The following is a 23,849-nucleotide window of genomic DNA, read 5'->3' as shown; positions in this document are numbered from 1 at the left end:
GTGCCGGTCGCACCGGGCCGCCCGGCAGAGCCGGCAACCGGGGCGCCGGCCGGGCCGGCGGGAGGTCGGGCCGGCGCCCGGCCCAGCACGGTGGTCAGCGCGCCCCGCTCCATCAGCAGGGTGACCAGCTCGGCAAGATAGAACGGGTTGCCCTGGGCGGTGGCGAGCAGCCGGTCCACGTCCGCCTGCGGCAGCCGCCCCCCGCCGAGATAGGCGGTCAGCAACCGGGCGGCGTCGGCACCCCGCAGCGGCGGCAGGGCGTGCACCTCGGCGTCGGCGACCCGGGTCAGCGCACCGGCGGTACGGACCAGTTCGGGACGGCCGAGCAGCAGCACCAGTACCGGCCCGGTCAGCCGGGAGAGCGTCACGCCGAGCGCGTCGGTGGTCTCCGGAGTGGCGTCGTGCAGGTCGTCGACGATGACCGCGAGCGGTCTCTCGGCGGCGAGCGCGCTGAGCAGCTCCGCGACGGCGGCCGGGATCGCGTCGGCGTCCGGACCGGGCTCACCGGCCGACCACTCGGCCGGGCCGGCCGGTACGGTGCCGTGTGCCGCCGGCAGTTCGGCGTACCCGAGCAGGGCGAGCAGGAGGTCGACGGCGACCGGCGCCGGGTCCGGCCGGTACCGGGACAGCCGCTGGCCGAGCCGGCGCAGCCGCTCCTCGACCACCGGCCGGGTGACGGCGGTGGCCGGGCTGTCCGGCAACCCGACCGCGGCCCGGACCAGGTCGGCGAGCGGGGCGAGCCGGCGACGCTCCCCGAACGCCGCGCACTTCACCGAGAGCACCCGCGCGCCGGTGTGTGTCGCGTACCGGCCGGCGCCGACGTCGTAACCGGCGGCGAGCCGTTCCACCTCGGCGGCGAACCGGGACTTGCCGATCCCCGCCTCGGCGGTCATCAGCAGTACCCGGGGCTGGCCCTGGTCGACCACCTCGGCGAGCCGACCGGCGACCCGGCCGATCTCGGTCTCCCGACCGACGAACGGCGCCTCGTCACCGAGCCCGGACCGGGTACCGGGGGCGTCGAGCAGACCCAGCAGTTCGTACGCCTCGACCGGCTCCCGCTTGCCCTTGAGCCGCAGCGGCCGGAGCTGTCGCCAGGAGGCCACCCGCCGGGTCGCCGCCGCCGTCCGGGCACCGGCGTAGACGGCGCCGATCGCGGCGGCGTCGGCCAGCCGGGCGGCGGTGTTCACGGTGTCGCCGATGACCGTGTATTCGATGGACGCCTGGATGCCGGCGACCACGTCACCGGTGTTGAGCCCGACCCGGAGCCCGAGCGGCGCCCCGCCGCCCTGCTCGTCGTCGAGCACCCGGCGCACGGCACGCTGCATGGACAGGGCCGCCCGGACCGCCCGCTCGGCATCGTCCTCGTGCGCGACGGGGGCGCCGAAGACGGCCATGATCCCGTCGCCGGTGAGCTTGTCGACGTGTCCGCCGAAGGTCTTGACGGCACCGGCGAGCGCGGCGAGGACCCGGTCGGTGACCGTGCTGACCCGTTCCGGATCAAGGTCCTCCGACCAGGAGGTAAAATCGGACAGATCGCCAAAGAGCACCGTTACCACTCGGCGCTCCGCTTCCGGAAGGGTCGCGGCAGCCGGCAGCGCGACTCCGCAGTTGTGGCAGAACCGCGCACCGGGTACGGCAACGGTTCCACACACCGGGCAGGTCACGGACTTTCCAACCCACCGGCCCCCGGGCCGGATTCCCGGTTCTCTTGATCGAGATAGGCGAGCTGTGCCCGGACGGACCACTCGGCCGCCGGCCAGAGCGACCGGTCCACGTCCGCATAGACCGCCGCCACCACCTCGGCGGCGGTGCGTGCCCCCTGGCTGCGGGCCGTGCGCACCTGTTCGAGCCGGGCCTGCCGGTGCGCCAGGTAGAAGCGGGCCGCGGCGGCGCAGTCGGCCAGCGGCGGGCCGTGCCCGGGCAGGGCCGGCACCCCGGAGTACCCGGTGAGCGCCTCCAGGCTGGCAAGGTAGTCCCCGAGGTCTCCGTCCGGGTGTGCGACGACGGTGGTGCCCCGGCCGAGGATGGTGTCGCCGGTGAAGACCGCCCGCTCGTCGCCCCCCTCCGCCAGGAGATCGCTCCCCTGCACGCCGCCGCTTTGGGGAGTCGACGACGAAACCAGGAAGCAGAGCGAGTCGGCGGTGTGCCCGGGGGTGCGCAGCAACCGGATCCGCAGCCCGGCCCGCTCGATCGTCGACCAGCCGTGGCTGGCGGTCAGCGGCTCGGCGCCGGTCAGCTCGATGAACCGGTCCAACCCCTCGGTGTGGTCCGGGTGGCCGTGCGTGACCAGCACCCCGGCGACCGGCCCGCGCGCGGCCACGGCAGCCAGGTGCTCCTCGTCGAGCGGACCCGGGTCGATCACGACCACCTCGCCCGCGCCCGGGGCACCCAGGACCCAGGTGTTGGTGCCGTCCAGGGTCATCGGGCCCGGGTTGGGGGCACGGACCAGCGTCGCCCAGCTCGGTAGCTGGTCAGCCAGCGCCGCCGCCGGCGCGGTCACGTGCCCGGTCATGGCTGCGATGGTACGACCTGCGGGCGACAGGGGCCTGAACTGCCGGTATCACCCGTGGGACGAACCACCCAGGGCAGCACCGGGACGCACCGGAACGCGCGGCGTTGCCAAGCACCGTCCCGGCAGCGCTGCGCCCGGTTCGATCCCGTCCGTCCCTCGACTCCCCCGCCGTTCCGTTTCACCGCTTCGCAGCGGTGGTTGCCGGACCCCCCGAGGCGCAGCGGTACGCCGAGGGGGCGGAGTGCTCAGGCCACCTCGACGATGACCTCGACCTCGACCGGCGCGCCGAGCGGCAGTTCGGCGACGCCGACCGCGCTGCGGGCGTGCCGGCCGGCCTCGCCGAAGACGGTGCCGAAGAGTTCGGAGGCGCCGTTGATCACGCCGGGCTGCCCGGTGAACCCGTCGGCGGAGGCCACGAAACCGGTCACCTTGACGATCTTGACAACACTCTCCAGCCCCACCAGCGCGTCGATCGCGGCGAGGGCGTTGAGTGCGCACTGCGCGGCCAGGTCCTTGGCCTGTTCGGCCGAGACACCCCCGCCGACCCTGCCGGTGGCCAGCAGCTTGCCGTCGCGCATCGGCAACTGGCCGGAGACGTACACCTGGCGACCGGACTGGACGGCCGGCACGTACGCGGCCAGCGGCGGCACCACCTCGGGCAGTACGAGGCCCAGCTCGGCGAGCTTGGCGTGCGGCCCAGCCGTCACGACTTGGCCCGCTTGAGGTACGCGACGAGCTGCTCCGGGTTCGGGCCAGGTATCACCGCCACCAGTTCCCAGCCGTCCTCGCCCCAGTTGTCGAGAATCTGCTTGGTGGCGTGCGTGAGCAGCGGAACCGTGGCGTACTCCCACTTCTGCATCGCTAGAGGTCTCCTCGTCTCGGGCTTGTCGGCGACAGCCTACGGGCTGCGGCCACACGGGTACGCGTACGCCTCCCGATCCGTGCGGCGGAGCTGCCCCGGCCCCGCCGCGTACCATGGCTGCCCCGTTGGGCGGGGCGGGATACCCTCGCCGGGCGGGTCGCCACAGCTCTGCCGCCACACTCACCGACCATGCCAGCCCTCCCGACCCGCCGGCCGGCGCCTTGACCACCGCATCGGGGCCCTGCGGGGATTGGGGAGACCATGAGGCAACCGTCCGACGGCGACGAATCCGCCCGCCCGCCCGCCGAACCCTCACCACAGGCCGAACCCTCGCCACCGGCCGAACCTTCACCGCAGGCCGAGGCGACCGAGCCGATCCAGCAGCCACAGCCGAGCGGTACTCCGACCACGGCGGACGTACCGGAGCGGCCGGCCGGCTCTTCGGCCGAGACCGCGCAGCAGCCCTCGGCTTCCGCTGATCCGCCAACTCCCACTGATCCGGCAAACCCCGCCGCTCCGCCCGAACCCGCCACTCCGGCTGATTCCGACGGGCCGGGCGACCCCACCGCACCGGCTGATGCCGACGAGCCGGTCGATCGCGCCGCACCGGCCGGTTCCGCCGCCCAGCCCGACGCCCCAGGCGCGCCGGAGCCACCGACCCAACGGCTCTCCGGCCCCCCGATGGCCGGACCGACTATGGCCGGCCCACCGATGACCGGCCCGCCGATCACCAGCCCACCGATGACCGGGCCGACGATGGCCGGACCGACGATGGCGGTGGGGCCGGGATACGGCCCGGAGTATCAACAGCCTGGTCAGCCGGGTGCAGGCGCTGGCGTACCCGGTCATCCGGCACCTCCCGGCTACCCGGCCGCCGGCCTCGCCGCGCCGCCGAGGAAACGGCGCGGCCTGCTCATCGCGTCGATCGCGCTTGCCGTGACGCTGCTGCTCTGCGTGCTCGGCGGGGTCTCCGCCTATCTGGTGCTGCGGAGCGCGGAGCGGGGTGAGGGAGCCGCCGATCCGGTCGTCGCCGTGGACGAGTTCCTGACGGCGGTCTACAGCGAACGGGACGCCGACCGGGCGAGCGGCCTGGTCTGCCCGGCCGCCCGGGACGGCGACAGGATCGCTGCCAAGATCGAGGAGGTGGCGGACGCCGCCGGGCGGTACGACACCGCGCGGTTCCGCTGGGCCACCCCCAAGGTCGACGAGCAGACCGAGACACGGGCCGTTGTGTCGACCCAACTCACCATGACCACCGGCGACGAGCGATCGGTGAACCAGCAGTTGACCTTCGTGGTGGTACGGGAGACCAGCTGGTGGGTCTGTGACGTGATCTGACCATCCGGCTGGCCAGCCGCCGGGGTGGTTAGGCTCGGAGGGTGCGAGCGGGTGAGGAGTCGGGCGACCGGGTGGACGCCGACCGGGCGAGTGCCCGGTGGCCGGCCCGGCTACACGTGATCACCGGTAAGGGCGGTACCGGCAAGACCACCGTCGCCGCCGCGCTGGCGCTCGCGCTGGCCAGCGGCGGTCGCCGTACCCTGCTGGTCGAGGTGGAGAGCCGCCAGGGCATCGCCCAGCTCTTCGGCACCGACCCGCTGCCGTACGAGGAGCGGCCGATCGCCACCGCGCCCGGCGGCGGCGAGGTACGCGCCCTGGCCGTCGACTCCGAGGAGGCGCTCCTCGAGTATCTCGACATGTTCTACAAGCTCGGTGCGGCCGGCCGGGCGCTACGCAAGCTCGGCGCGATCGATTTCGCCACCACGATCGCCCCGGGGCTGCGGGACGTACTCCTCACCGGCAAGGTCAAGGAGGCGACCACCCGGACGGCCGACAAGCGCCGGGTGTACGACGCCGTGGTGCTGGACGCCCCGCCGACCGGTCGGATCGGCCGGTTCCTGAACGTCACCGCCGAGACCGCCCGGCTGGCCAAGGTCGGCCCGATCAAGACCCAGAGCGAGGGGGTGGCCGCGCTGCTCCGCTCCCCGATGACCGCCGTACACGTGGTCACGCTGCTGGAGGAGATGCCGGTCCAGGAGACCATCGACGCGATCGCGGACCTGAACAGCCTGCGGATCCCGGTCGGGCGGCTGATCCTGAACGCCACCCGCCCGCCGCTGCTGGCCGGCAGGGTCAGCCAGGCCGAGTTGCGCCGAGGGTTGGCCGCCGCCGGCCTGCCGACCGACCGGGCGACTGTCGCCGGTCTGCTCGCCGAGGCCCGCGACCAGCTCATCCGGCGGGAGCTGGAGGAGTCGCTCCGGGCGGACCTGGTCGAGCTGGGGCTGCCCCTGGTGGAGTTGCCGCTGCTGGCCGAGGGCGTCGACCGCGCCGGCCTGGACCTGATCGCCGCCACCCTGCTAGCCGCCGCCTGAGGTGTAAGGAAGGGCCCCTTCTACAACAGAAAGCGATAACAGGGGGCCCTTCCTTACACCTCAGCGCCGATTGACTCACACCTGAGCGGCACCACGCCGCCCGCGCGGCGCTGTCCCGATACGCTCGGTTGGTGCGTCCCGATCACCCAGCACCGGAGCTGGACATCGACCAGATCCTCGCCGATCCCGGCGTGCGGATCGTGGTCTGCTGCGGCTCGGGTGGGGTGGGCAAGACCACCACCGCCGCCGCCCTCGCGCTCCGGGCCGCCGAGCGGCACGGCCGGCGTACGGTGGTGCTCACCATCGACCCGGCCCGGCGACTTGCCCAGTCGCTCGGGCTCACCGAGCTGGACAACACCCCACGGCAGGTCAAGGGGATCGACGTCGAGAGCAGCGGCGGCGAGCTGCACGCCATGATGCTGGACATGAAACGGACCTTCGACGACGTGGTGCTCGCGCACACCGATCCGGCGAAGGCGGCGGAGATCTTCGCGAACCCGTTCTATCAGGCGATGAGCTCCACCTTCGCCGGCACCCAGGAATACATGGCGATGGAGAAGCTGGGCCAGTTGCACGCCCGGGGCGACTGGGACCTGATCGTGGTCGACACTCCGCCGTCCCGGTCCGCCCTGGACTTCCTCGACGCACCGGCCCGGCTCTCCCGGTTTCTGGACGGGCGGATGCTGCGGCTGCTGCTGGCACCGGCCCGCAGTGGTGGACGGAGCATGTTCAGCCTGGTCACCGCCTCGTTCGGGATGTTCTCCCGGGTGGTGCAGAAGGTGCTCGGTGCCCAGTTGCTCACTGACCTGTCCGGTTTCGTGGCGGCGCTCGACTCGATGTTCGGCGGCTTCCGGCAGCGCGCCGAGCAGACGTACCGGGTGCTGCAGGCTCGGGAGACGGCGTTTCTGCTGGTCGCGGTGCCGGAGCCGGACGCGGTCCGGGAGGCGGCGTACTTCGCCGGCCGGCTCAGCCAGGAGCGGATGCCGCTGGCCGGGCTGGTACTCAACCGGGTGCACCGGCCGGTCGTGGAGCGGCCGACCGCCGCCGAGAGCCTGGCCGCGGCGGAGCGGCTGGTGGAGCTGGGCGGGCACGAGGCGACCGTGGAGACCCTGTTGGCGCATGCCGCGCTCAGTCAGCAGGCGGCGCGGGAGCGGCGGGTCGCCCGGGTCTTCACCGACGCTTTTCCGGCGGTACCGACGGTGGCGGTGACGGCTCAGCCCGCCGACGTACACGACGTCGACGGGCTGCGCACGATCGGTGCCGCGATCAGCCGGCGTTGACCAGGACCTTGTCCTTGTTCTTCAAGGCCGCCTCGAACATCTTGCGCCAGCTCGCCACCTGTGGGTGACGACGCAGCAGCGCCCGGCGTTCCCGTTCGGTCATGCCACCCCACACGCCGAACTCGATGCGGTTGTCGAGCGCGTCGGCCAGGCACTCGTACCGCACGGGGCAGCTGCGGCAGATCCGCTTCGCCACGTTCTGTTCGGCGCCCTGCACGAACAGCGCGTCAGGATCACCGTTCTGACACGCCGCCAACGTGGGCCAATCTGTGATCATGCCCATCTGCTCCTGTCCCCCCTTGCAGTCCCGCTACCGACCAGAGCCGGTCAGCCGGCGATAACCCCCCGGCCATCCGCGACGCCCTCCCCCGGGCACCACGGACGACATGCGTTTCTCTCGCTCGACCATCATGCTCTGTAGTCAACTGATTACGCAACGTTGTCAGCCAAATCCGTCAACCCGGACATTTCCTGGCCCTTCGTCCGGCAATCCGGCCCTGACTACCCGGCGGCGATCAGCGAAAACGCTGCGGAGACTTCCCGGAAGGAGGAGACTCGACAGCTAGGAGCCCGCAACCGCACACCAGGGGTCGTGCGTTTAACACAACGAGGCCAGCGCCCGCAGGAAATGGGGAAAGTACGCAGGGCGCGACCTCTGTGTCGATTCACGTACCCTGTCGAGGTGACCTGGATGCGGAAGCGTGACCACAATGTCTTCACCAACGCCGCGTCGCTGCTGATCTGTGGGCTGCTGGCCGGCGTGGTGGTTGCCGCGGCCGCGTTCCCCGCAGTGGCGATGTCCGGGCTGGCCGCCAAGGCCGGCGCGGAAACGTTCGACAAGCTGCCCACCGAACTGACCGTCAAGAAGGCGCCGCAGATCAGCTACCTCTACGCCTCCGACGGCAAGACACCGCTCGCCACCATGTACGACGAGAACCGCCGCGACGTACCGCTCAAGGACGTCGCGCCGGTGATGGCGAAGGCGCTGATCGCCGCCGAGGACAAGCGCTTCTACGAGCACAACGGCGTCGACGTCAACGGCGTCGCCCGGGCGTTCGTGGCCAACAACCAGGCGGGGGTGACCACCCAGGGTGCCTCCACGCTCACCATGCAGTACGTCCGGCTCACCATCGCCTACTCGGCGACGCACCCGCAGGACGTCGTCGCGGCCACTGAGGACACCAGCGCCCGGAAGCTGCGCGAGATGCGGTACGCCCTGCAACTCGACGGTGACCTGACCAAGGACGAGATCCTGGAGGGCTACCTCAACATCGCCCCGTTCGGCAACGGCGCGTACGGCATCTTCGCCGCCAGCCAGGTGTACTTCGGCAAGCACCCGAAAGCCCTGAAGCTGGAAGAGGCCGCGATGCTGGCCGGGATGGTCAAGGCCCCGTCGGACAACGACCCGACCACCAAGAGCGGCTACCCGGAGGCGGTCAACCGGCGCAACTGGGTACTCGACCAGATGGTCGAGACCAAGGCGATCACCCAGGAGGAGGCCGACAAGGCCAAGGCGGTCAAGCTGGTCGTCAAGGACAAGCGCACCCCGAACGGCTGCGTCGACGTCGGCAAGAACGACTGGGGCTTCTTCTGCGACTTCTTCTACCGCTGGTGGATGGATCAGGAGACCTTCGGCCGCACCAAGTACGACCGGGAGCGGCGGCTCAAGAGCGGCGGCTACACCGTGGTCACCACGCTCGACGCCAAGACCCAGAAGGCGGCCAAGGACGCGGTCGAGCGCAACGTCAAGACCGGCAAGAAGGAAGCCATGATGGTGGCGGCGGTCGAGCCCGGCACCGGGCGGGTCCGCGCGCTCGCGGTGAACCGCAACTACAAGCTCGACAACCCGAACAAGCCGCAGAACAAGATCAGCACGAACCCGGCGAAAAGGAAGAAGAAGCTCCGGGGTACGTACCCGAACACCACCAACCCGCTGCTGACCGGTGGTGGCGACATCACGGGTTACCAGGCCGGCTCGACCTTCAAGATCTTCACGGTGGTGGCGGCGCTGGAGAACGGCTACCCGCTGGAGACCACCATCAACGCCAAGGAGGTCGCCCCGACGAAGTACATCGTCGAGCGGGGCTCCAAGGCCGCGTGTCCGGGCACCAACAAGTACTGCCCGCAGAACGCCAGCAAGAGCATGGCCGGCGTACACAACATGTGGAGCGCCTTCGGGTCGTCGGTGAACACCTACTTCGTGCCGCTCCAGGAGCGGGTCGGCGCCGCCAAGGTGGTCGACGCGGCGAAGCGGATGGGCATCACCTTCCGGGCCAGCAACGACGCGAACTTCGCCGCCACCAAGCAGGCCGCCAACGGGTGGGGCGCCTTCACCCTCGGCGTCTCCCAGACGACCCCGCTGGAGTTGGCCAACGCGTACGCCACGCTGGCCGCCGACGGCAAGTACTGCAAGCCGATCCCGGTGCAGCTGATCCGGGACCAGGAGGGCAACAAGCTCGACATCGCCAACCCGCAGTGCTCGCAGACGATCAAAACCGAGGTGGCCCGGGCGGCCGTGGACGCGGCCCGCTGCCCGGTCGGCGACAACTCGTCGACCTCGCGCTGCAAGGGACGTACCGCCGAAAACGTCCGGGGCGCTGTCGGCAAGCCGGTCGCCGGCAAGAGCGGCACCACCGACGGCGGGAAGAGCGCCTCTCTGGTCGTGATGACCAAGCAGCTCGCGGTCGCCGGCATCCTCGCCGACCCGGACTGGGCCGAGACCAATCAGAAGTTTGGGCACAACGAGCCGGGCGGCGTGAACCACGCCGTCTACCAGACGCTCCGGGACGCGATGAAGGGGAAGCCCTCGGTCCAGTTCACCCCGCCAGGCACCAAGATCGTCAATGGTGACCAGCGCAACATCCCGAACGTCAAGTGCCAGCCGGTCCAGTCCGCCCTCTCCCGGGTCAGGGGCGCGGGCTTCGACGCCGAGCTGGGCGGCCAGGTCGACTCGACCTGCCCCGCCGGCACCGCCGCCGGCACCAGCCCCGACGGCCGGACGATCAAGGGTGGAGCGGTGACCATCGAGGTCAGCAACGGCAAGGCGCCGGCCGGCGCAAACGGTCCGGGCGGCCCAGGCGGCCCCCGGCCACCCGGCCGCCGCTGAGCCGACACGTAACGACGACGACGGGCGGGCATCCCCAACCAGGGATGCCCGCCCGTCACACGTTCGCCGTCACACTTTCTGACGTCCTGCGGTACCCGCGCCGTCGCGCGTAGCCACCGTCACACGAATTGCCGTCGGGTGTCCGCCGTCAGCCGGCGCCGAGCTGTCGACGTACCTCGGCAGCCACCCGACCGCCCTCGGCCCGGCCCGCCACCGCGGCCTGGGCCGCCTTCATCGCCGGGCCCATCTGGCCGCGCTCGGTGAACCCACCGGCGGCCAGTGCCCCGGCGACCAGCTCGGCCAGCTCCTCGTCGGCGAGCTGCTTCGGCAGGTACCGGTCCAGCACCTCGCCCTCGGCACGCTCCCGCTCCGCCTGCTCGGCCCGCCCGGCGTCACCGAAGGCGGCGGCCGCCTCGCGCCGCTTCTTGGCCTCCTTGGTCAGCACCGCCAGCACCTCGGAGTCGGAGAGCTCCCGCTTCTCCTTGCCGGCGACCTCGGCGGTGCCGATCGCCGCCAACGCCATCCGAAGGGTCGAGGTGGTCAGCTCGTCACGGGCCTTCAACGCGGTACGCATGTCCGTGGTCAGGAGGTCCTTCAAGGTGCCCATGGACGGTCAAACTACCCTGAGCGGCATGCGAAAGCGCACAGTATTCCGGTTGGCCGCCGGCACCGTCGTCGCGGGCGGCGCCGCCCTGGCGTACGCCTCGCTCGTCGAGCGCAACATGTTCACACTGCGCCGGTACGACGTACCCGTGCTCGCCACCGACGCCGAACCGCTGCGCATCCTGCACCTGTCGGACCTGCACATGATGCCGGACCAGCGCCGCAAGCAGTCCTGGGTGGCCTCGCTGGCCGCCACCGACCCGGATCTGGTGGTGGTGACCGGGGACAACCTGGCACACCCCGACGCGGTACCCGGGGCGCTGCGGGCGCTGCAACCGATGCTCGACTACCCCGGTGCCTTCGTGTTCGGCTCCAACGACTACCGGGGACCGGTCTGGAAAAATCCGTTCAGCTATCTGCTGCCGGACCGGGAGTACGTGCAGGGTGTCGAGCTGCCCGCCGAGGAGCTGCGGGACGTACTTGTCGGCGCGGGCTGGCACGACCTCAACAACGCCCGTACGTCGATCAAGGCCGGCGGCCGGCAGATCGAGCTGGTCGGCGTCGACGACCCGCACATCGAGCGGGACGACTACGCGTCGGTCGCCGGACAGGCTCCGGCCGAGGCCGACCTCGCCATCGGAGTCACCCACTCGCCCGAGCCCCGGGTACTCGACGAGATGGCCGCCGACGGCTTCACCCTGCTGCTCGCCGGTCACACCCACGGGGGTCAGGTCCGGGTCCCGCTGGTCGGCGCGCTGACCACCAACTGCGGCCTGCCCCGGTCGATGGCCCGGGGTCTGCACCGCTGGCCCGAGACGGACGCCTGGCTGCACGTCTCCGCCGGCCTCGGCACCCACCCCACCGCCCCGGTACGGTTCGCCTGCCGGCCGGAGGCCTCACTGCTGACCCTGATCCCGCGCTGACCTGCCCGATGCGGGGGTCGACGCGGGCCCGGCGCACCGGGCGGGATACCGAATTTGCCCGCCGGGGCGGGTGGGCTACTATTGCTCGGCACGCCTCGGGGTGTGGCGCAGCTTGGTAGCGCGCTTCGTTCGGGACGAAGAGGTCGTCGGTTCGAATCCGGCCACCCCGACAGAGGTCAGAGGGCACATCCGATCCACGGATGTGCCCTCTGGTGCCTTCTGTACAGCAGTGAAGTACAGCTGCGGTCAGCGCAGACTCTCGCCGAGACGCTTGAGCGCGTCGCGGGTGGCGTCCGAGGATGCCTGCGAATAGATCTCCATCGTGACCGAGACCTCGGCGTGCCGGAGCACCTGCACGATGACGCGCGGGTGCACGTCCAGATCGTGGTTACCCGCTTTTCGAAGTGCCTGTCCGGCGACGGTCACCCGCACGGCTCCAGATCTGCGAGCACGCCGAAGTGATCACTGGCCCAGACGCCTCCCACAGGATGGTGCAACACCAGAGCGCACCCGGTCACGCCAAGCGTCGGCCCCCACTGATCGGATCGAACGAAGACGTAGTCGATACGTCGGCCGGTCTCGAATCGGATCTGGCCACTCGCCCGGAGAGGGTTGTCCGCGGTGAAGGTGCAGCCGCCCTCGATCCCGTGGACGGCTTCCCACGAATCGCGATAGGCGACACTGAGTCCGTCGAGGGACTGCCGTCCGGACCAGAAACGAATCATCGACGACTCCGGTCCGCTGTCGAGGTCACCGGCCAGCACCACATGCGCCGGCTTCTCGAGAGCCACGGCATCCTCCACCAGTTGAGCGACGATTCGAGCCTGGAGCTCTCGCTCGTGCGACAGGTGGAACTGCCAGGACGGCTTGAAGTGCACCAGCAACGTCGGGCCGTACGGCTCCGGCGCCTGGACGTCGGCCATGGCGACGCTGCCGATCCACGGCTCCGCCGCGTTGACCCGGGCTGTGACGTGCAGGAACCGCTGGCGCACGTTGGTCATCGGCCAGCGGCTGGCGATCGAGGCCCCTACCCCATCTGGTGTGCGACCCATCTGGTGCACGATTTCGTATCCGTGACCGAGTAGATCAACGACCTGGTCGTAATCTTTCCGCACCACGGTCTCCTGGAAGACCGCGATGTCGGGCCTGAGCCTCTGCAGTTCGGCCGCGATGACCGCACGTCGCGAGGGCCAGTCGCCATGCATGCCCCAGAGGTTGTAGGTAAGTACCCGCATCGGGCGGACGTTCCCGCCAAACTTCCCAGCCAAACTGGAGTACGAGAACGGCAGGCGCGGGTTGTGCGGGCCGCGTTCCCCAGCAGCTTCAGAGCCGCAGGTAACCGGTCAGCCGGTCGGCAAGTTGCTTCGGGTGACTGAGCGACACCGCGTGACCGCCGTCGATCTCATCCGGAATGACGCCGAGCCGGGCGGCGGCCACCCGACGTTGGAAGTCCGCCTGAAAGAACTGATCATCGCGGGCGATGAGCACCTTCGTCGGCACGTCCGGCCAGGAATCCAGGGGCCACGGCCCGTTCCACTCCACACTGGCCTGCTCCCGGCCGTGCGCCGCAGCCTCGGCGACGATCTCAGCCGGCACGCCGTTGAAGAACTGCTGCTCCTCGCTCAGCCCCTCCACCCCCCGGTAACCGGTGTTGTCCCACCAGTCACCCGGACTCTCGCCTGGTTTCGGAATCATCGGCGTGAGCAGGACGATCAGCCGTACGGGCAGCTTGTCGGCGATCAGCGGGGCGGTGAACGCACCGTACGAGTGTCCGACCACCACAAGGTCGCCCCGGTCGCCGATGGCGTCGACGACCGTTGCGCAGAACTCGGCGAACCCCGCCGACCGGTCCTCGATCGGCAGCTCGGGCACCACCACGTCGTGGCCACGGCTGGCCAGCTCAGGGGCCAGCAGGTGCCAGTCCCAGGCACTGCCCCCGCCGCCATGGATCAGAACAAAGGTTGCCATGCGCCGAAGCCTCACACACGGGTACGACATCAGCCATCGACGACCTGGTGCGGTGACCGCTCACGCCTCGCGGGCGAACTCCATGTCCATCCAGTCCACCCAGGTCGTGCCGTTCGGCGAGTGCTCCCACTTCGCGGCCATCGTCCTGCCGTCCGGGTCGATGGTCAGCGTCGCGCGCATCGTGGCCCCGGCGAACGTCCAGACACCTGACTCGTCGACGCTCGCCCGCATCTCGCCGTATCCGCCCTGGTCGTCGAAGGCCCGCATCCGTAACCGGCCGTCGTCGGCCGGGTCGGGGTCGCCGATCAGCTCGATCACCCGTACCTGCTCCTCGCCCATCCGTACGTCGACGTGGTGCACCAGGAATCCGCCGCCCGGGAACCACTCGTAGGCGTCGGTGCCGGCGATCCGCACGCCGTCGACCGTACGGCCGCTGGACCGCCATCGTCCGACCAGCGGCTCCAACCGCGAGATCATCGAATCACACTCCCCGTCCTGATGTAAGCTCGTAAGCACACGCTAACACGATGGGAGCATGGATGGACGAGGTGTTCGTTGCCGTGGCCGACGCCACCCGCCGCCGGATCCTCCTGCTCACCCGGGAAGGCGAGGTGGCGGCCGGTGAGATCGCCACGCAGATCCCGACGATCAGCCGGCCGGCCGTCTCGCAGCACCTTCGCGTACTCGTCCATGCCGGCCTGCTCGACGTGCGGCGCGACGGGAGCCGCCGCCTCTACCGGCTGCGCGCCGAGGGTTTCGCCGAGGCGGCCGGCTTCCTCGACGCCATGTGGGCGGCCCGGCTCGACGATCTCAAGCGGGAAGCCGAAAAGGAACATCGAGGATGATCGAGCACACCATCCGGATCGACGCCCCGCCCGAGGTGGTCTGGCGCTTCTTCACCGACCCGGCCCGGATGGCCCGCTGGCTCGGCCCGGCCGAACTCGACCCCACCCCGGGCGGTGAACTGACGGTCCAGCTCACCGACGGCCCACGGCCCGTCGTGCGCGGCCGCTTCACCGAACTTCGACGGTACGAGAGGATCGTCTTCACCTTCGGCTGGGACCCGACGCCCGGTGTGCCCGCTCTGCCGCCCGGCTCCTCGCAGGTGGAGGTGACCCTGGTGGCACGGTCCGGCGGCACCCTGCTGACCCTGCGCCACACCAACCTGCCGCCCGGCCTCGCCGCGAACACCCGCACCGGCTGGGTCGGCTTCCTCGGCGTACTCGAGGTTGAGGCCGCAGGTCCACGACGCTGAAGCGGCTGCACCAGCCCAGCATCGTCAGCGCGTCGCCCACGTTCCGCGCACCGGCCGTCCGCCGATCGTGGCCGTCCCGAGCCTGAACGGTGATCCTTCGCCGGCACCGTGGAAATATGCGCCCCTTCCGTACGGCTCTGCTGCTGCCCCTGATCCTGGTGTCCCTCGCCGGCTGCACCCCGTCGGATCTGCCGCTCGCGGCGTTGGCGCTGCGGGACGGTGAGCCGACGGTCCTGCTGGTCGTCTGCGGGTCGGACACTGCCTCGATCCATCTGTACGAGGACCCTTCGATGAGCTCCGCCAGCCCTGCCACCAGCGCCACCACCGACTCTCCAGAGTGGTCGATCGATCGACACCGACCAGGCCGAGCCGGTCAACGAGATTCCGCTGCTCGACGCGACTCCGCCATCCGGCTGGGCGGTCGCGTCGTCCACGTTGGACCGCGTCGAACCCGGCGTCTGGTACCGCATCTCCGCCTACCAAGGGTCCCGGGCGGCCTTCAAGGTGCGATTCGACACCGAAGCCCTCGACAAGCTCGACGGCGAGCACGTGCTGGCCCCGGTGAGCTATCGCGGGCAGGAGGTCATGACCAGGGACAGGTTCGAGCGGAACGCCCGGAAGGCGTGCGAGGAGGGTTGACCGGGCGGCGCGCCCCGCTCAGGGTGCGGGAACCGGATCGTTGTTGAGCTGGGCGGTCACGATCGCGACCAGCCGGTTGCGCGCCTCCAGCAGTTGCCGGGACAGCTCGTCGAGGGCACGCGGGTCGACGAGTTGGCGTACGTGGGTCTTGTCGTCGAGCAGTTCCCAGCGCCGTACGGACTCGTCGGGTGCCTCGCTCACCCACATCGCGGAGACGACCGCGTGCCGCTTGGCGAGCAGCTTCGCCGCGATCTCGACGACGGGCAGGTACGCCTGCCGGTACTCGGGGGTGGCGAACTCGACCGAACCCCGGGCGGCGCGTACCGGCTCACCGGGTCTGGCGAGCACCTCGAACGCGTTGCCGCCTGCCTGGTCCGCACCGATCCAGGCCAGGATGAGTTCCAGGTCGCCGGCTGCGATCGTGATCCGGCCGATCGCGGCCACCACCTCGTCGGGCAACCTCGCCATGTCGGGCTCTCCGTTCTCCGGTTCCCGCCACCATGATCACAAAGATTGTGGCCGATCCTAGCCAAGCACGCGGCGGCGTACGGGGCTCCGGTCCGGCGTGTTGGCCGAGCGCCGGTCGGACCGGGGCCGGCCGATGCCGTTGGCGTAATCTGCAATACCTGCGTCATTGACGCCGTAACTCCGCCGCGAGCAGCATGAACACATGCAGCGACGGGTGGTGGCGGTGATTTTCGAGGGCTTCCAGAGCCTCGATCTCGCCGGTCCGGCCGACGTGTTCGCGCTGGCGAGTCTGATCGTCGGCGAGCGTCGGGGCTACCGGATAGACGTCGCGGCGGTGCGTCCCGGACCGGTGACGGCGGGCAACGGGGTCACCACACTTGCAGCACTGGCACTCGACCGGGTCACGGGGCCGGTCGACACCCTGCTGGTGGTGGGCGGGCTCGCCGTACCGGCGCACCTCGCCGACCGGCAACTCGTCGCCGGGATCTCCCGGCTGGCCGGTATCGCGGACCGGGTCAGTTCGGTCTGCAACGGCGCGCTCCTGCTCGGCGAGGCCGGGCTGCTCGACGGCCGGCGCGCCACCACACACTGGCTGACGGCGCAGGAGTTGGGCGACCGCTACCCGGCGGTGGACGTGGACGCCGACCGCATCTACCTCCGGGACGGCAACGTCTGGACCTCGGCCGGAGTCACCGCCGGCATCGACCTCGCGCTCGCGCTGGTGACCGAGGACCACGGCCACGAGATCGCCCGGCACGTCGCCCGCGGCCTGGTGGTCTATCTGCACCGGCCGGGCGGGCAGAGCCAGTTCAGCACGGCGATGCGGAGTTCGGTGCCGCGCAGTGACCCGCTGCGGGAGCTGCAGACCTTCATCGACGCCAACCCGACCGAGGATCTCAGCGTGCCGGCACTGGCCCGGCGGGCGGGGATGAGCGAACGGCACTTCTCCCGGCTCTTCACCGAGCAGACCGGCGTCTCCCCCGGCCGGTACGTCGAACGCAGCCGGGCCGACGCCGCCCGCCGGCTGCTGGAACGTACCGGCCATCCGCTGGACCGGGTGGCCCGGGAGTCCGGCCTCGGCGCCGCCGAAACGCTGTACCGGGTCTTCCGCCGGCACTGGCGGATCGCGCCCGGCGACTACCGCCGCCGGTTCCGAACGAAACAGACCTGACCGCACGGATCGGAGTCGATCCCGCGCGCCCTCTGCACACAGAAGCGCCTGTCGCGGAGGCAGGTGCCGACATCCCTGCCCGGAACTGGTCCGGGCAGCCGATCCAGTCCGTTCCGACGAGGAGGAACCGAGCATGCACGTCGCCATTCCGCTCTATCCGCGATACACCGCCCTGGACGTGGTGGGGCCGTACACGGTGCTGGCCTTCGCTCCCGGTGTGACGGTGACGTTGGTGGCCGCCGAACCCGGTCCGGTCGTCGACGACCGGGGCACGATGGCGATCACCGCCACCGCGAGCTACGCCGAGATGTCCCGCCCGGACGTGGTCGTCGTACCGGGCGGGCCCGGCACCCGGGCCGCGCTCGCCGACGTCGCGCTGGTCGGCTGGATCGCCCTCGCCCACCAGTACACCCGGTGGACCACCTCGGTCTGCGCCGGTTCCTTCCTGCTCGGCGCGGCCGGGTTGCTGGCCGGGCGGCGGGCGACCAGCCACTGGGGCTGGCTCGACGAGTTGCGGGCCTTCGACGCCGAACCTGTCCGGGAGCGGGTGGTCCGGGACGACCGGATCGTCACCTCCGCCGGCGTCTCGGCCGGTATCGACATGGCGCTGAGCCTGCTGGCCGAGGCGACCGACCTGCCGACCGCGCACGCCGTCCAGCTCGCCATCGAGTACGACCCGGCGCCGCCGTTCGACGCCGGCTCCCCGGTGAACGCGCCGGCACCACTCCGCGAGGCGGCCCTGGCGATGATCAACTGACCGAGCGTTCCGGGCGAGGGGAGGCGGGGATCACTCGTACCAGCAGATTCTCAGCACCCTGAGTAATCTTGGTCGGGCCCCTCGAACCCCTCCTCCCCGGATCGGAAACGGTGTCCCACGACCACTCCCGCGTCCTCCGCGACGTGACCGCGCGGCTGCCCACGGCGTCCACCGCCGTCGAGGCGAGCCAGGTGACGGTCGCCACGCTGGGCCGGCACACGCCGGGACGGGTCGCCGTGCTGCTCTGGGTGCGTGATCGACTCCGCTGTGTCGCGGCAACCGGATCGTGGCAGGTCTTCGCCTCGGTACCGGGCGGCGCCGGCACGCCGGGTCGGGTGTACGCCTCCGGCAAGACCGAAACCGTGCCGGACGTGACGAAGGAGCCCGACTACGTACCGCTACGACCCGACGCATGCGCCGAGATCTGTGCCCCGATCCTGGACCAGACGGGGCAGCCGATCGGGGTACTCGACCTGGAGTGGCCGACCACCGAGGTCGACCTGGACGCCTGGCGGCACACAGTCGAGCGGGCCGCCGCCCTGCTGGGTGCCAGGGTCGGGCAGCTCGGCGGCCCACCGGCCGAGACCCGGAGCGAGAAACTGCTCCGGCACGCCTCCGCGCTGACCGCCGCCGCCACCGAGCCCGACCTGATGACCGCCGCCGTCTCGGCGGCCCGGGACGTCTCCGGGCTCACCTCGGCGATCTTCGTGCTGGACGGTCCGGCCGGACCACGGGTGGCGACGCCGAACCTGGTACCCGATGATCTGGAGTCCCGGGTGCACGCCGCGCTGGCCGGCGCGGGCCGATCGGTCCTGGAGCGGCTCCGGGCGCACGCACACGCCTACGGCGCCTCCTACACCCTCGGCGAGGGACACCACCCGACCACGCCGGACCAGGACGTGCTGATCGCCGCCGGGGTGCGCACGCTGATCTCGGTGCCGCTCGGCCCGACCGAGTTCTGCGGGGTACTGCTGGTCGGCGACACCCGTAGCCTGCGTCCCGACCCGACCACCGTCAACCTGATCGAGCTGCTCGCCGCCCAGTCGTGGATCTGCCTGGAACGGCTGAGCGGGCTGGCCCGGCTGCGCGATCAGGCCAGTTCCGACCCGCTGACCGGGCTGCGTCACCAGGGCTCGTTCGGCGAACGGATCGCCGAGTCGCACCCGGGCCGGACGGCACTGCTCGCGGTCGACGTCGACGACTTCAAGAGCGTCAACGACACCTACGGTCACCAGGCCGGCGACCGGGTACTCGTCGATCTCGCCCGGGCCCTGCAGGGGGCGCTGCGGCACGGTGACGAGTTGTACCGGATCGGCGGTGACGAGTTCGTGGCCGTGGTCGAGGTGCTCCGCCCGGAGGAGGCGGTCGGGATCGCCCAGCGTCTGGTGGAGGCGGCCCGGCGTACCGGCCGGACGGTGAGCATCGGGGTGGCGGTACAGCAGGACGGCGAGCCGCCCGACCTCACCCTGCGCCGCGCCGACGAGGCCCTCTACGGCGTCAAGCGCGACGGTCGCGACGGCGTCCGCCTGGCCCCCACCTGAGATCTCGGGCCGCTCCGATTCTCGGCGACCTGTGGTTCGCGCTGCACTACAACTCGGCAAGGATCTTGCCGCCGCCCCGCCCCGCGGTCAGCGGGCGGGGGTGGTGAACTCGGCGGCCAGCAGCTCGGCAATCTGGGCGGTGTTCAGCGCAGCGCCCTTGCGCAGGTTGTCGCCGGTGACGAAGAGGTCGAGGGCGCGGGGGTCGTCCACCGAGCGGCGGATCCGGCCCACCCAGGACGGGTCGGTGCCGACCGCGTCGATCGGCATCGGGAACTCGCCCGCCGCCGGGTCGTCGACCACGATCACCCCGGGGGCGTTACGCAGCGCCTCCCGGGCGCCCTCCGCGTCCACCTCGGTTCCGAAGACCGCGTGTACGGCCACCGAGTGCCCGGTGACCACCGGCACCCGTACGCAGGTGGCCGAGACCTTCAGGTCGGGCAGTCCGAGGATCTTGCGCGACTCGTTGCGCAGTTTCAGCTCCTCGGAGGACCAGCCGCCGTCCCGCAGTGATCCGGCCCAGGGCACCACGTTGAGGGCCATCGGGGCGGGGAACGGGCCGAGGTCGTCGCCGACCGCCTGCCGCACGTTACCCGGTCGGGAGCCGAGCGCCCGGTCACCGGCGATCTTGGAGAGCTGGTCGTGCAGCACGTCCACCCCGACCTGCCCCGCGCCGGAGACCGCCTGGTACGACGAGAGCACCAGCTCACGCAGCCCGTACTCACGGTGCAGTGGCGCGACCGCGATGATCATCGTCAGGGTGGTGCAGTTGGCGTTCGCGATGATGCCCTTGGGGCGGTTGCGCACCTGCTCCGGGTTGATCTCCGGCACCACCAGTGGCACGTCCCGGTCACCCCGGAACGCGGCGGAGTTGTCCACCGCCACCGCACCCCGGGAGACCGCGACAGGTGCCCACTGCGCGGAGACCTCGTCCGGTACGTCGAACATGGCGACGTCCACGCCGTCGAACGCCTCGGCGGTCAGCTCCCGTACGGTCAGCTCCTCGCCCCGGCACATCCGCGTCTGCCCGGCCGAGCGCGCCGAGGCGATCAGCCTGATCTCACCCCAGACGTTCTTCCGGGAGGAGAGCAGGTCGCACATGACCGTGCCGACCGCACCGGTCGCCCCTACCACCGCCAGCGTGGGGAGCGTCGTCATCGTGGGCTACCTCCCGGTCCCGGCGTACACCACCGCTTCCTCGTTACCGCCCAGGTCGAACGCCTCGTGCACGGCCCGCACCGCGACGTCGAGGTCGGTGTCCCGGCAGACGACCGAGACCCGGATCTCGGACGTGGAGATCATCTCGATGTTCACCCCGGCCTCGGCCAGCGCGGCGAAGAAGTTGGCCGCCACGCCCGGGTGCGAGCGCATGCCCGCGCCGATCAGCGACACCTTGCCGACGTGGTCGTCGTAGAGCAGGCCCTTGAACTTGACCTGCTCCTGCACCTTGCTCAGCGCCGCCATCGCGGTCGGGCCGTCGGTCTTGGGCAGGGTGAAGGAGATGTCGGTCCGGCCGGTGCCCTCGGTCGAGACGTTCTGCACGATCATGTCGAGGTTGATCTCGGCCGCCGCGACGGTCTCGAAGATCCGGGCAGCCGCGCCCGGCTCGTCCGGTACGCCGACCGCCGTGATCTTCGCCTCGCTCCGGTCGTGGGCGACCCCGGTGATAAGTGCTTGCTCCACGGGTAGGTCCTCCGTCGATCCGGTCACCATCGTGCCGGTGTTGGTCGAGTATGACGAACGTACCCGGATCGGCAACCCGGCCCTTCGGGCGTACTCCACGCTCCGCAGGTGCAGGACTTTCGCGCCGCAGGCGGCCAGTTCGAGCATCTCCTCGTAGGTGATGGTCCTGATGTGCCGGGCGTTCGACACGATCCGCGGGTCGGCGGTGAAGATGCCGTCGACGTCCGTGTAGATCTCGCAGACGTCCGCGTCGAGCGCCGCCGCCAGGGCCACCGCGGTGGTGTCCGAGCCGCCCCGACCCAGCGTGGTGATGTCCTTGGTGTCCTGGGAGACGCCCTGGAAGCCGGCGACGATCACCACCGCGCCCTCGTTGAGCGCCGCCCGCAGCCGGCCCGGCGTGACGTCGATGATCCGGGCGCGGCCGTGCACCGAGGTGGTGAGCACGCCCGCCTGCGAACCGGTGAAGGAGCGGGCCTCGTAGCCGAGGTTGTGGATCGCCATCGCCACCAGCGCCATCGAGATGCGCTCACCGGCGGTGAGCAGCATGTCGAGCTCCCGGCCGGGCGGCAACGGGCTGACCTGGTTGGCCAGATCGAGCAGCTCGTCGGTGGTGTCACCCATCGCGCTGACCACGACCACCACGTCGTCGCCCGCCTTGCGGGCCGAGACGATCCGCTCGGCCACCCGCTTGATCCGCTCGGCGTCGGCAACCGACGATCCGCCGTACTTCTGCACGACCAGTGCCACGACGGTGCACTCCTTCCCCTGGGCCGGGCGAGGCGCACGCCCCTGAGCGTGCCGACGCCGCCGGCCCGAGACCGGCGGCGCCGTGTGAGACCAACTCAGGGTACCGGCCCGCGTCCTTGCCCCCACCAGGCGTTCCCACCATCCGACCCGCCCCGACACGCCTGGGTAGCTGGACTGACCGCCCGTTTCCGAGGTATACCCCGAGAATGGCCGGGTGCATTCCGGTGTAGCCCCCCTGTTCGGCGTGCTCCTGCTGGCCGGGTCGGTGCTGCTCGCCGGCTGCGGCACGGCGGACGACCCGGCGCCGGCCGCGACCACCCCCGCCCCGGCGGCGAGCCAGCCGACCGAGGCGCGGGACGAGCTGGCGGCGCTCGCCGCCGCCGCACAGGACCGCCACCTGACCGCCGTCTACACGCTCAGCGTGCCCGGCCAGCCGGACCGGTCGATATCGGTGGTCCGGGCGACCGACAGCTCCTGGCGGGTGGACGTCCCCGGCGGCGCGCTGGGCGGCAGCGCCGACATCTCGCTGGCCCAGAACGGCTCCGGGATCTTCCAGTGCGCACTTCCGTCGGCCGGGCAGCCGGACTCGGGCTGCGTACGGGTGGCCGGGTCGGGCCAGCCGCTCGATCCCGCCATCGATCCCCGGCTGCGACACCCGTTCACCGACTGGCCGGAGGTGCTCTCCGACCGGCAGGCCCCGCTTTCCGTCACCACCGCCACGCTGCCGGGCGCTCGGGGCAGGTGTTTCGCTGTCGAGTCGACCTCGGCGTCGGTCAGCCCGCCGCTGGATCCCGGCATCTACTGCTTTGCCCCCGACGGCACCCTGACGGCGGCCCGGCTGCCCGACGGCACCCTGACCCTGGCCGGTACCCCGACCGCCGCCCCGGCCACCATCGCGTTGCCCGGCCCGCTGGTGGCCCGGGAGCCGCTGCCGATCGCCGGACCGCCGCCCGGCACCGACGACCCGAACGACACCGACGACCCGGCCAGCACCGACCCGAACGACACCGACCCGAGCGGCACCGACCCGGCCGGCGACGATCCGAACGGGCCCGAGGGATGATCTTCACTCACGTTATGGGTGCGTTTAGTCACGTCAGGTGACCCCAATGTGGGGACAGAGCGCCCGATACGGCACACTCGACCCCATGGCCCAGCTCTCGCCGATACTGGCGACCCGATGGAGTCCGCACGCCTTCGACCCGGTCGCCGACCTCACCGACGCCGACGTCGCGTCCCTGCTGGAGGCGGCCCGGTGGGCCCCGTCCGCCGAGAACACCCAGCCCTGGCGCTTCCTGGTCGGTCGCCGTGACGACGAGGCGTTCAAGCGGATCCTGACCAACCTCTCCACCGGCAACCAGCGCTGGGCGGGACGCGCCTCGGCGCTGCTGCTCGGCGCGCACGCCACCACCGGGCCGAGCGGCGGCCCGCTCCCGCACGCCGCGTACGACCTCGGCCAGGCGGTGGCGCATCTCACCGTCCAGGCGACCGCGCTGCGGCTCCACGTACGGCAGATCTCCGGCTTCGACGCCGCCGGGCTCCGGGCCGACCTGGAACTCTCCGCCGAGGTACGCCCGCACGTGGTGGTCGCGGTCGGTCGGCTCGGCGACCCGTACTCCCTCCCCGAGGACCTGCGGGCCCGGGAACTCGGCCTGCGCCAGCGTCGCCCGCTGGCCGAGCTGATGCTGCGCTGAACCGCCCGCCGAGCCGACCCGGCACACCCGCCGCCACCTGGGCGTTTCTCAGATTGCGGACTACGCTTACCCGAACGCTCGTCGAGCACTTAAGGTGACTTTGTCATGTGGCAGGCCCTGCTTCTTCGCTGCCGCGACGAGGCTTCCCAGGCCGGCACCTCGTCGCGGAGTTGAAGCGCGCCGTCCTGCATTTCGGCCGGACCCCGTTGCGGCCAGCCTTCTTCCAGATCTGACGCGAGGATTCGACATCCGGATCCAGCTCGAAGATCTGACA

General features: G+C 71.1%; 25 protein-coding genes, 1 tRNA gene and 1 pseudogene. 14 read left to right on the top strand and 13 right to left on the bottom strand.

The genetic code is table 11. The features are described from left to right. Positions 1-92 precede the first annotated feature (92 nt). The 4 genes and pseudogenes from CLT71_RS38180 to sp36 form a co-directional block, all read right to left on the bottom strand. Positions 93-1,664: pseudogene (locus tag CLT71_RS38180) on the bottom strand (adenylate/guanylate cyclase domain-containing protein); the annotation flags it as partial. After that, positions 1,661-2,512: an MBL fold metallo-hydrolase gene (locus CLT71_RS24155; RefSeq protein ID WP_101369112.1), complete on the bottom strand. Its 852-nt coding sequence runs from the start codon at positions 2,510-2,512 to the stop codon at positions 1,661-1,663. The gene CLT71_RS24155 and the pseudogene CLT71_RS38180, both read right to left, overlap by 4 nt. Positions 2,513-2,757: 245 nt before the next feature. Continuing rightward, complete coding sequence (locus tag CLT71_RS24150; protein WP_101369111.1) at positions 2,758-3,219, bottom strand: RidA family protein; 462 nt, start codon at positions 3,217-3,219, stop codon at positions 2,758-2,760. Continuing rightward, a complete protein-coding gene (gene sp36, locus CLT71_RS36610; RefSeq protein WP_130465462.1) occupies positions 3,216-3,371 on the bottom strand; it encodes a Sp36 family protein in 156 nt (51 codons plus the stop codon). Before sp36 ends, CLT71_RS24150 begins: the two co-directional genes overlap by 4 nt. 774 nt (positions 3,372-4,145) lie before the next feature. Between sp36 and CLT71_RS24140 the strand changes: the two genes are divergently transcribed. The 3 genes from CLT71_RS24140 to bagB all read left to right on the top strand — a co-directional run bounded on the left by CLT71_RS24140 (position 4,146) and on the right by bagB (position 7,023). Then, positions 4,146-4,712, top strand: a complete 567-nt coding sequence (locus tag CLT71_RS24140; RefSeq protein ID WP_486483722.1) for an Rv0361 family membrane protein — start codon at positions 4,146-4,148, stop codon at positions 4,710-4,712. Positions 4,713-4,783: 71 nt separating this feature from the next. Then, positions 4,784-5,743 (top strand): ATPase BagA, encoded by a 960-nt coding sequence (gene bagA, locus CLT71_RS24135; protein ID WP_101371736.1) that lies wholly within the window; start codon positions 4,784-4,786, stop codon positions 5,741-5,743. A 131-nt stretch (positions 5,744-5,874) separates the two neighbouring features. Continuing rightward, positions 5,875-7,023, top strand: a complete 1,149-nt coding sequence (gene bagB, locus CLT71_RS24130) for an ArsA family ATPase (RefSeq protein ID WP_486483419.1) — start codon at positions 5,875-5,877, stop codon at positions 7,021-7,023. Here bagB and CLT71_RS24125 read toward each other — a convergent pair. Then, on the bottom strand, positions 7,010-7,306 hold the full coding sequence (locus CLT71_RS24125; RefSeq protein WP_101369108.1) for a WhiB family transcriptional regulator: 297 nt from the start codon (positions 7,304-7,306) through the stop codon (positions 7,010-7,012). The genes bagB and CLT71_RS24125 overlap by 14 nt on opposite strands. 408 nt (positions 7,307-7,714) lie before the next feature. Between CLT71_RS24125 and CLT71_RS24120 the strand changes: the two genes are divergently transcribed. Continuing rightward, positions 7,715-10,129 carry a transglycosylase domain-containing protein gene (locus CLT71_RS24120; protein ID WP_101371735.1) on the top strand — a complete coding sequence of 805 codons (2,415 nt, stop codon included), beginning with the start codon at positions 7,715-7,717 and terminating at the stop codon, positions 10,127-10,129. Positions 10,130-10,277: 148 nt separating this feature from the next. Here the strand turns inward: CLT71_RS24120 and CLT71_RS24115 are convergent, their stop codons facing one another. Further along, positions 10,278-10,736, bottom strand: a complete 459-nt coding sequence (locus CLT71_RS24115) for a GatB/YqeY domain-containing protein (RefSeq protein WP_101369107.1) — start codon at positions 10,734-10,736, stop codon at positions 10,278-10,280. A 25-nt stretch (positions 10,737-10,761) separates the two neighbouring features. Here CLT71_RS24115 and CLT71_RS24110 point away from each other — a divergent pair, with 25 nt between their 5' ends. Together CLT71_RS24110 and CLT71_RS24105 are read left to right on the top strand one after the other, a co-directional pair. Beyond that, on the top strand, positions 10,762-11,655 hold the full coding sequence (locus tag CLT71_RS24110; protein WP_101369106.1) for a metallophosphoesterase: 894 nt from the start codon (positions 10,762-10,764) through the stop codon (positions 11,653-11,655). Between the two features lie 96 nt (positions 11,656-11,751). Then, positions 11,752-11,825 (top strand) — tRNA-Pro (locus CLT71_RS24105). Positions 11,826-11,901: 76 nt separating this feature from the next. On the opposite strand, the gene CLT71_RS24100 is transcribed toward CLT71_RS24105, so the two are convergent. The 4 genes from CLT71_RS24100 to CLT71_RS24085 form a co-directional block, all read right to left on the bottom strand. Further along, on the bottom strand, positions 11,902-12,081 hold the full coding sequence (locus CLT71_RS24100) for a hypothetical protein (protein WP_101371734.1): 180 nt from the start codon (positions 12,079-12,081) through the stop codon (positions 11,902-11,904). Then, positions 12,078-12,890 (bottom strand): endonuclease/exonuclease/phosphatase family protein, encoded by an 813-nt coding sequence (locus CLT71_RS24095; protein WP_101369105.1) that lies wholly within the window; start codon positions 12,888-12,890, stop codon positions 12,078-12,080. Before CLT71_RS24095 ends, CLT71_RS24100 begins: the two co-directional genes overlap by 4 nt. An 88-nt stretch (positions 12,891-12,978) precedes the next feature. Continuing rightward, the gene (locus CLT71_RS24090) at positions 12,979-13,623 is read right to left on the bottom strand and encodes an alpha/beta fold hydrolase (protein WP_101369104.1); all 645 of its coding nucleotides are present in this window, start codon (positions 13,621-13,623) and stop codon (positions 12,979-12,981) included. Positions 13,624-13,683: 60 nt separating this feature from the next. Beyond that, the gene (locus CLT71_RS24085) at positions 13,684-14,100 is read right to left on the bottom strand and encodes a hypothetical protein (protein WP_101369103.1); all 417 of its coding nucleotides are present in this window, start codon (positions 14,098-14,100) and stop codon (positions 13,684-13,686) included. A 50-nt stretch (positions 14,101-14,150) separates the two neighbouring features. Here CLT71_RS24085 and CLT71_RS24080 point away from each other — a divergent pair, with 50 nt between their 5' ends. The 3 genes from CLT71_RS24080 to CLT71_RS24070 all read left to right on the top strand — a co-directional run bounded on the left by CLT71_RS24080 (position 14,151) and on the right by CLT71_RS24070 (position 15,517). Then, positions 14,151-14,468 carry a metalloregulator ArsR/SmtB family transcription factor gene (locus CLT71_RS24080; RefSeq protein WP_199187705.1) on the top strand — a complete coding sequence of 106 codons (318 nt, stop codon included), beginning with the start codon at positions 14,151-14,153 and terminating at the stop codon, positions 14,466-14,468. Further along, positions 14,465-14,878 carry an SRPBCC family protein gene (locus CLT71_RS24075; protein WP_101369101.1) on the top strand — a complete coding sequence of 138 codons (414 nt, stop codon included), beginning with the start codon at positions 14,465-14,467 and terminating at the stop codon, positions 14,876-14,878. Before CLT71_RS24080 ends, CLT71_RS24075 begins: the two co-directional genes overlap by 4 nt. A 435-nt stretch (positions 14,879-15,313) precedes the next feature. After that, complete coding sequence (locus CLT71_RS24070) at positions 15,314-15,517, top strand: hypothetical protein (RefSeq protein ID WP_101369100.1); 204 nt, start codon at positions 15,314-15,316, stop codon at positions 15,515-15,517. 18 nt (positions 15,518-15,535) lie between these two features. On the opposite strand, the gene CLT71_RS24065 is transcribed toward CLT71_RS24070, so the two are convergent. After that, a complete protein-coding gene (locus CLT71_RS24065; RefSeq protein WP_101369099.1) occupies positions 15,536-15,985 on the bottom strand; it encodes a hypothetical protein in 450 nt (149 codons plus the stop codon). A 202-nt stretch (positions 15,986-16,187) separates the two neighbouring features. Between CLT71_RS24065 and CLT71_RS24060 the strand changes: the two genes are divergently transcribed. From CLT71_RS24060 to CLT71_RS24050, 3 genes are all read left to right on the top strand, one after another. Continuing rightward, positions 16,188-17,156 (top strand): DJ-1/PfpI family protein, encoded by a 969-nt coding sequence (locus CLT71_RS24060; RefSeq protein ID WP_101369098.1) that lies wholly within the window; start codon positions 16,188-16,190, stop codon positions 17,154-17,156. A gap of 133 nt (positions 17,157-17,289) precedes the next feature. After that, positions 17,290-17,913, top strand: a complete 624-nt coding sequence (locus CLT71_RS24055; protein ID WP_101369097.1) for a DJ-1/PfpI family protein — start codon at positions 17,290-17,292, stop codon at positions 17,911-17,913. A 110-nt stretch (positions 17,914-18,023) separates the two neighbouring features. Further along, positions 18,024-19,454 (top strand): sensor domain-containing diguanylate cyclase, encoded by a 1,431-nt coding sequence (locus CLT71_RS24050; protein WP_101369096.1) that lies wholly within the window; start codon positions 18,024-18,026, stop codon positions 19,452-19,454. A gap of 87 nt (positions 19,455-19,541) precedes the next feature. On the opposite strand, the gene CLT71_RS24045 is transcribed toward CLT71_RS24050, so the two are convergent. Further along, complete coding sequence (locus CLT71_RS24045) at positions 19,542-20,609, bottom strand: aspartate-semialdehyde dehydrogenase (RefSeq protein WP_101369095.1); 1,068 nt, start codon at positions 20,607-20,609, stop codon at positions 19,542-19,544. 6 nt (positions 20,610-20,615) lie between these two features. After that, on the bottom strand, positions 20,616-21,881 hold the full coding sequence (locus CLT71_RS24040) for an aspartate kinase (protein WP_101369094.1): 1,266 nt from the start codon (positions 21,879-21,881) through the stop codon (positions 20,616-20,618). A gap of 214 nt (positions 21,882-22,095) precedes the next feature. On the opposite strand from CLT71_RS24040, the gene CLT71_RS24035 reads away from it, so the two are divergent. Continuing rightward, complete coding sequence (locus CLT71_RS24035) at positions 22,096-22,944, top strand: hypothetical protein (RefSeq protein WP_199187703.1); 849 nt, start codon at positions 22,096-22,098, stop codon at positions 22,942-22,944. Between the two features lie 85 nt (positions 22,945-23,029). Continuing rightward, positions 23,030-23,575: a nitroreductase family protein gene (locus CLT71_RS24030; RefSeq protein WP_101369093.1), complete on the top strand. Its 546-nt coding sequence runs from the start codon at positions 23,030-23,032 to the stop codon at positions 23,573-23,575. Positions 23,576-23,849: the final 274 nt, after the last annotated feature.

It is taken from the genome of Plantactinospora sp. CNZ320 (genome assembly GCF_002846275.1).
This window is presented reverse-complemented; position numbering and strand designations above follow the sequence as displayed.

What these genes read in the sequence shown, in the direction of transcription:
- CLT71_RS24140 (WP_486483722.1), top strand. Translation starts at nt 4,146, where the DNA reads ATGGCGGTGGGGCCGGGATACGGCCCGGAGTATCAACAGCCTGGTCAG.
- CLT71_RS24055 (WP_101369097.1), top strand. Translation starts at nt 17,290, where the DNA reads ATGCACGTCGCCATTCCGCTCTATCCGCGATACACCGCCCTGGACGTG.
- CLT71_RS24090 (WP_101369104.1), bottom strand. Translation starts at nt 13,623, where the DNA reads ATGGCAACCTTTGTTCTGATCCATGGCGGCGGGGGCAGTGCCTGGGAC.
- CLT71_RS24085 (WP_101369103.1), bottom strand. Translation starts at nt 14,100, where the DNA reads ATGATCTCGCGGTTGGAGCCGCTGGTCGGACGATGGCGGTCCAGCGGC.
- CLT71_RS24075 (WP_101369101.1), top strand. Translation starts at nt 14,465, where the DNA reads ATGATCGAGCACACCATCCGGATCGACGCCCCGCCCGAGGTGGTCTGG.
- sp36 (WP_130465462.1), bottom strand. Translation starts at nt 3,371, where the DNA reads ATGCAGAAGTGGGAGTACGCCACGGTTCCGCTGCTCACGCACGCCACC.
- CLT71_RS24120 (WP_101371735.1), top strand. Translation starts at nt 7,715, where the DNA reads ATGCGGAAGCGTGACCACAATGTCTTCACCAACGCCGCGTCGCTGCTG.
- CLT71_RS24030 (WP_101369093.1), top strand. Translation starts at nt 23,030, where the DNA reads ATGGCCCAGCTCTCGCCGATACTGGCGACCCGATGGAGTCCGCACGCC.
- CLT71_RS24045 (WP_101369095.1), bottom strand. Translation starts at nt 20,609, where the DNA reads ATGACGACGCTCCCCACGCTGGCGGTGGTAGGGGCGACCGGTGCGGTC.
- CLT71_RS24065 (WP_101369099.1), bottom strand. Translation starts at nt 15,985, where the DNA reads ATGGCGAGGTTGCCCGACGAGGTGGTGGCCGCGATCGGCCGGATCACG.
- CLT71_RS24095 (WP_101369105.1), bottom strand. Translation starts at nt 12,890, where the DNA reads ATGCGGGTACTTACCTACAACCTCTGGGGCATGCATGGCGACTGGCCC.
- CLT71_RS24125 (WP_101369108.1), bottom strand. Translation starts at nt 7,306, where the DNA reads ATGGGCATGATCACAGATTGGCCCACGTTGGCGGCGTGTCAGAACGGT.
- CLT71_RS24155 (WP_101369112.1), bottom strand. Translation starts at nt 2,512, where the DNA reads ATGACCGGGCACGTGACCGCGCCGGCGGCGGCGCTGGCTGACCAGCTA.
- CLT71_RS24110 (WP_101369106.1), top strand. Translation starts at nt 10,762, where the DNA reads ATGCGAAAGCGCACAGTATTCCGGTTGGCCGCCGGCACCGTCGTCGCG.
- CLT71_RS24080 (WP_199187705.1), top strand. Translation starts at nt 14,151, where the DNA reads ATGGGAGCATGGATGGACGAGGTGTTCGTTGCCGTGGCCGACGCCACC.
- CLT71_RS24060 (WP_101369098.1), top strand. Translation starts at nt 16,188, where the DNA reads ATGCAGCGACGGGTGGTGGCGGTGATTTTCGAGGGCTTCCAGAGCCTC.
- CLT71_RS24115 (WP_101369107.1), bottom strand. Translation starts at nt 10,736, where the DNA reads ATGGGCACCTTGAAGGACCTCCTGACCACGGACATGCGTACCGCGTTG.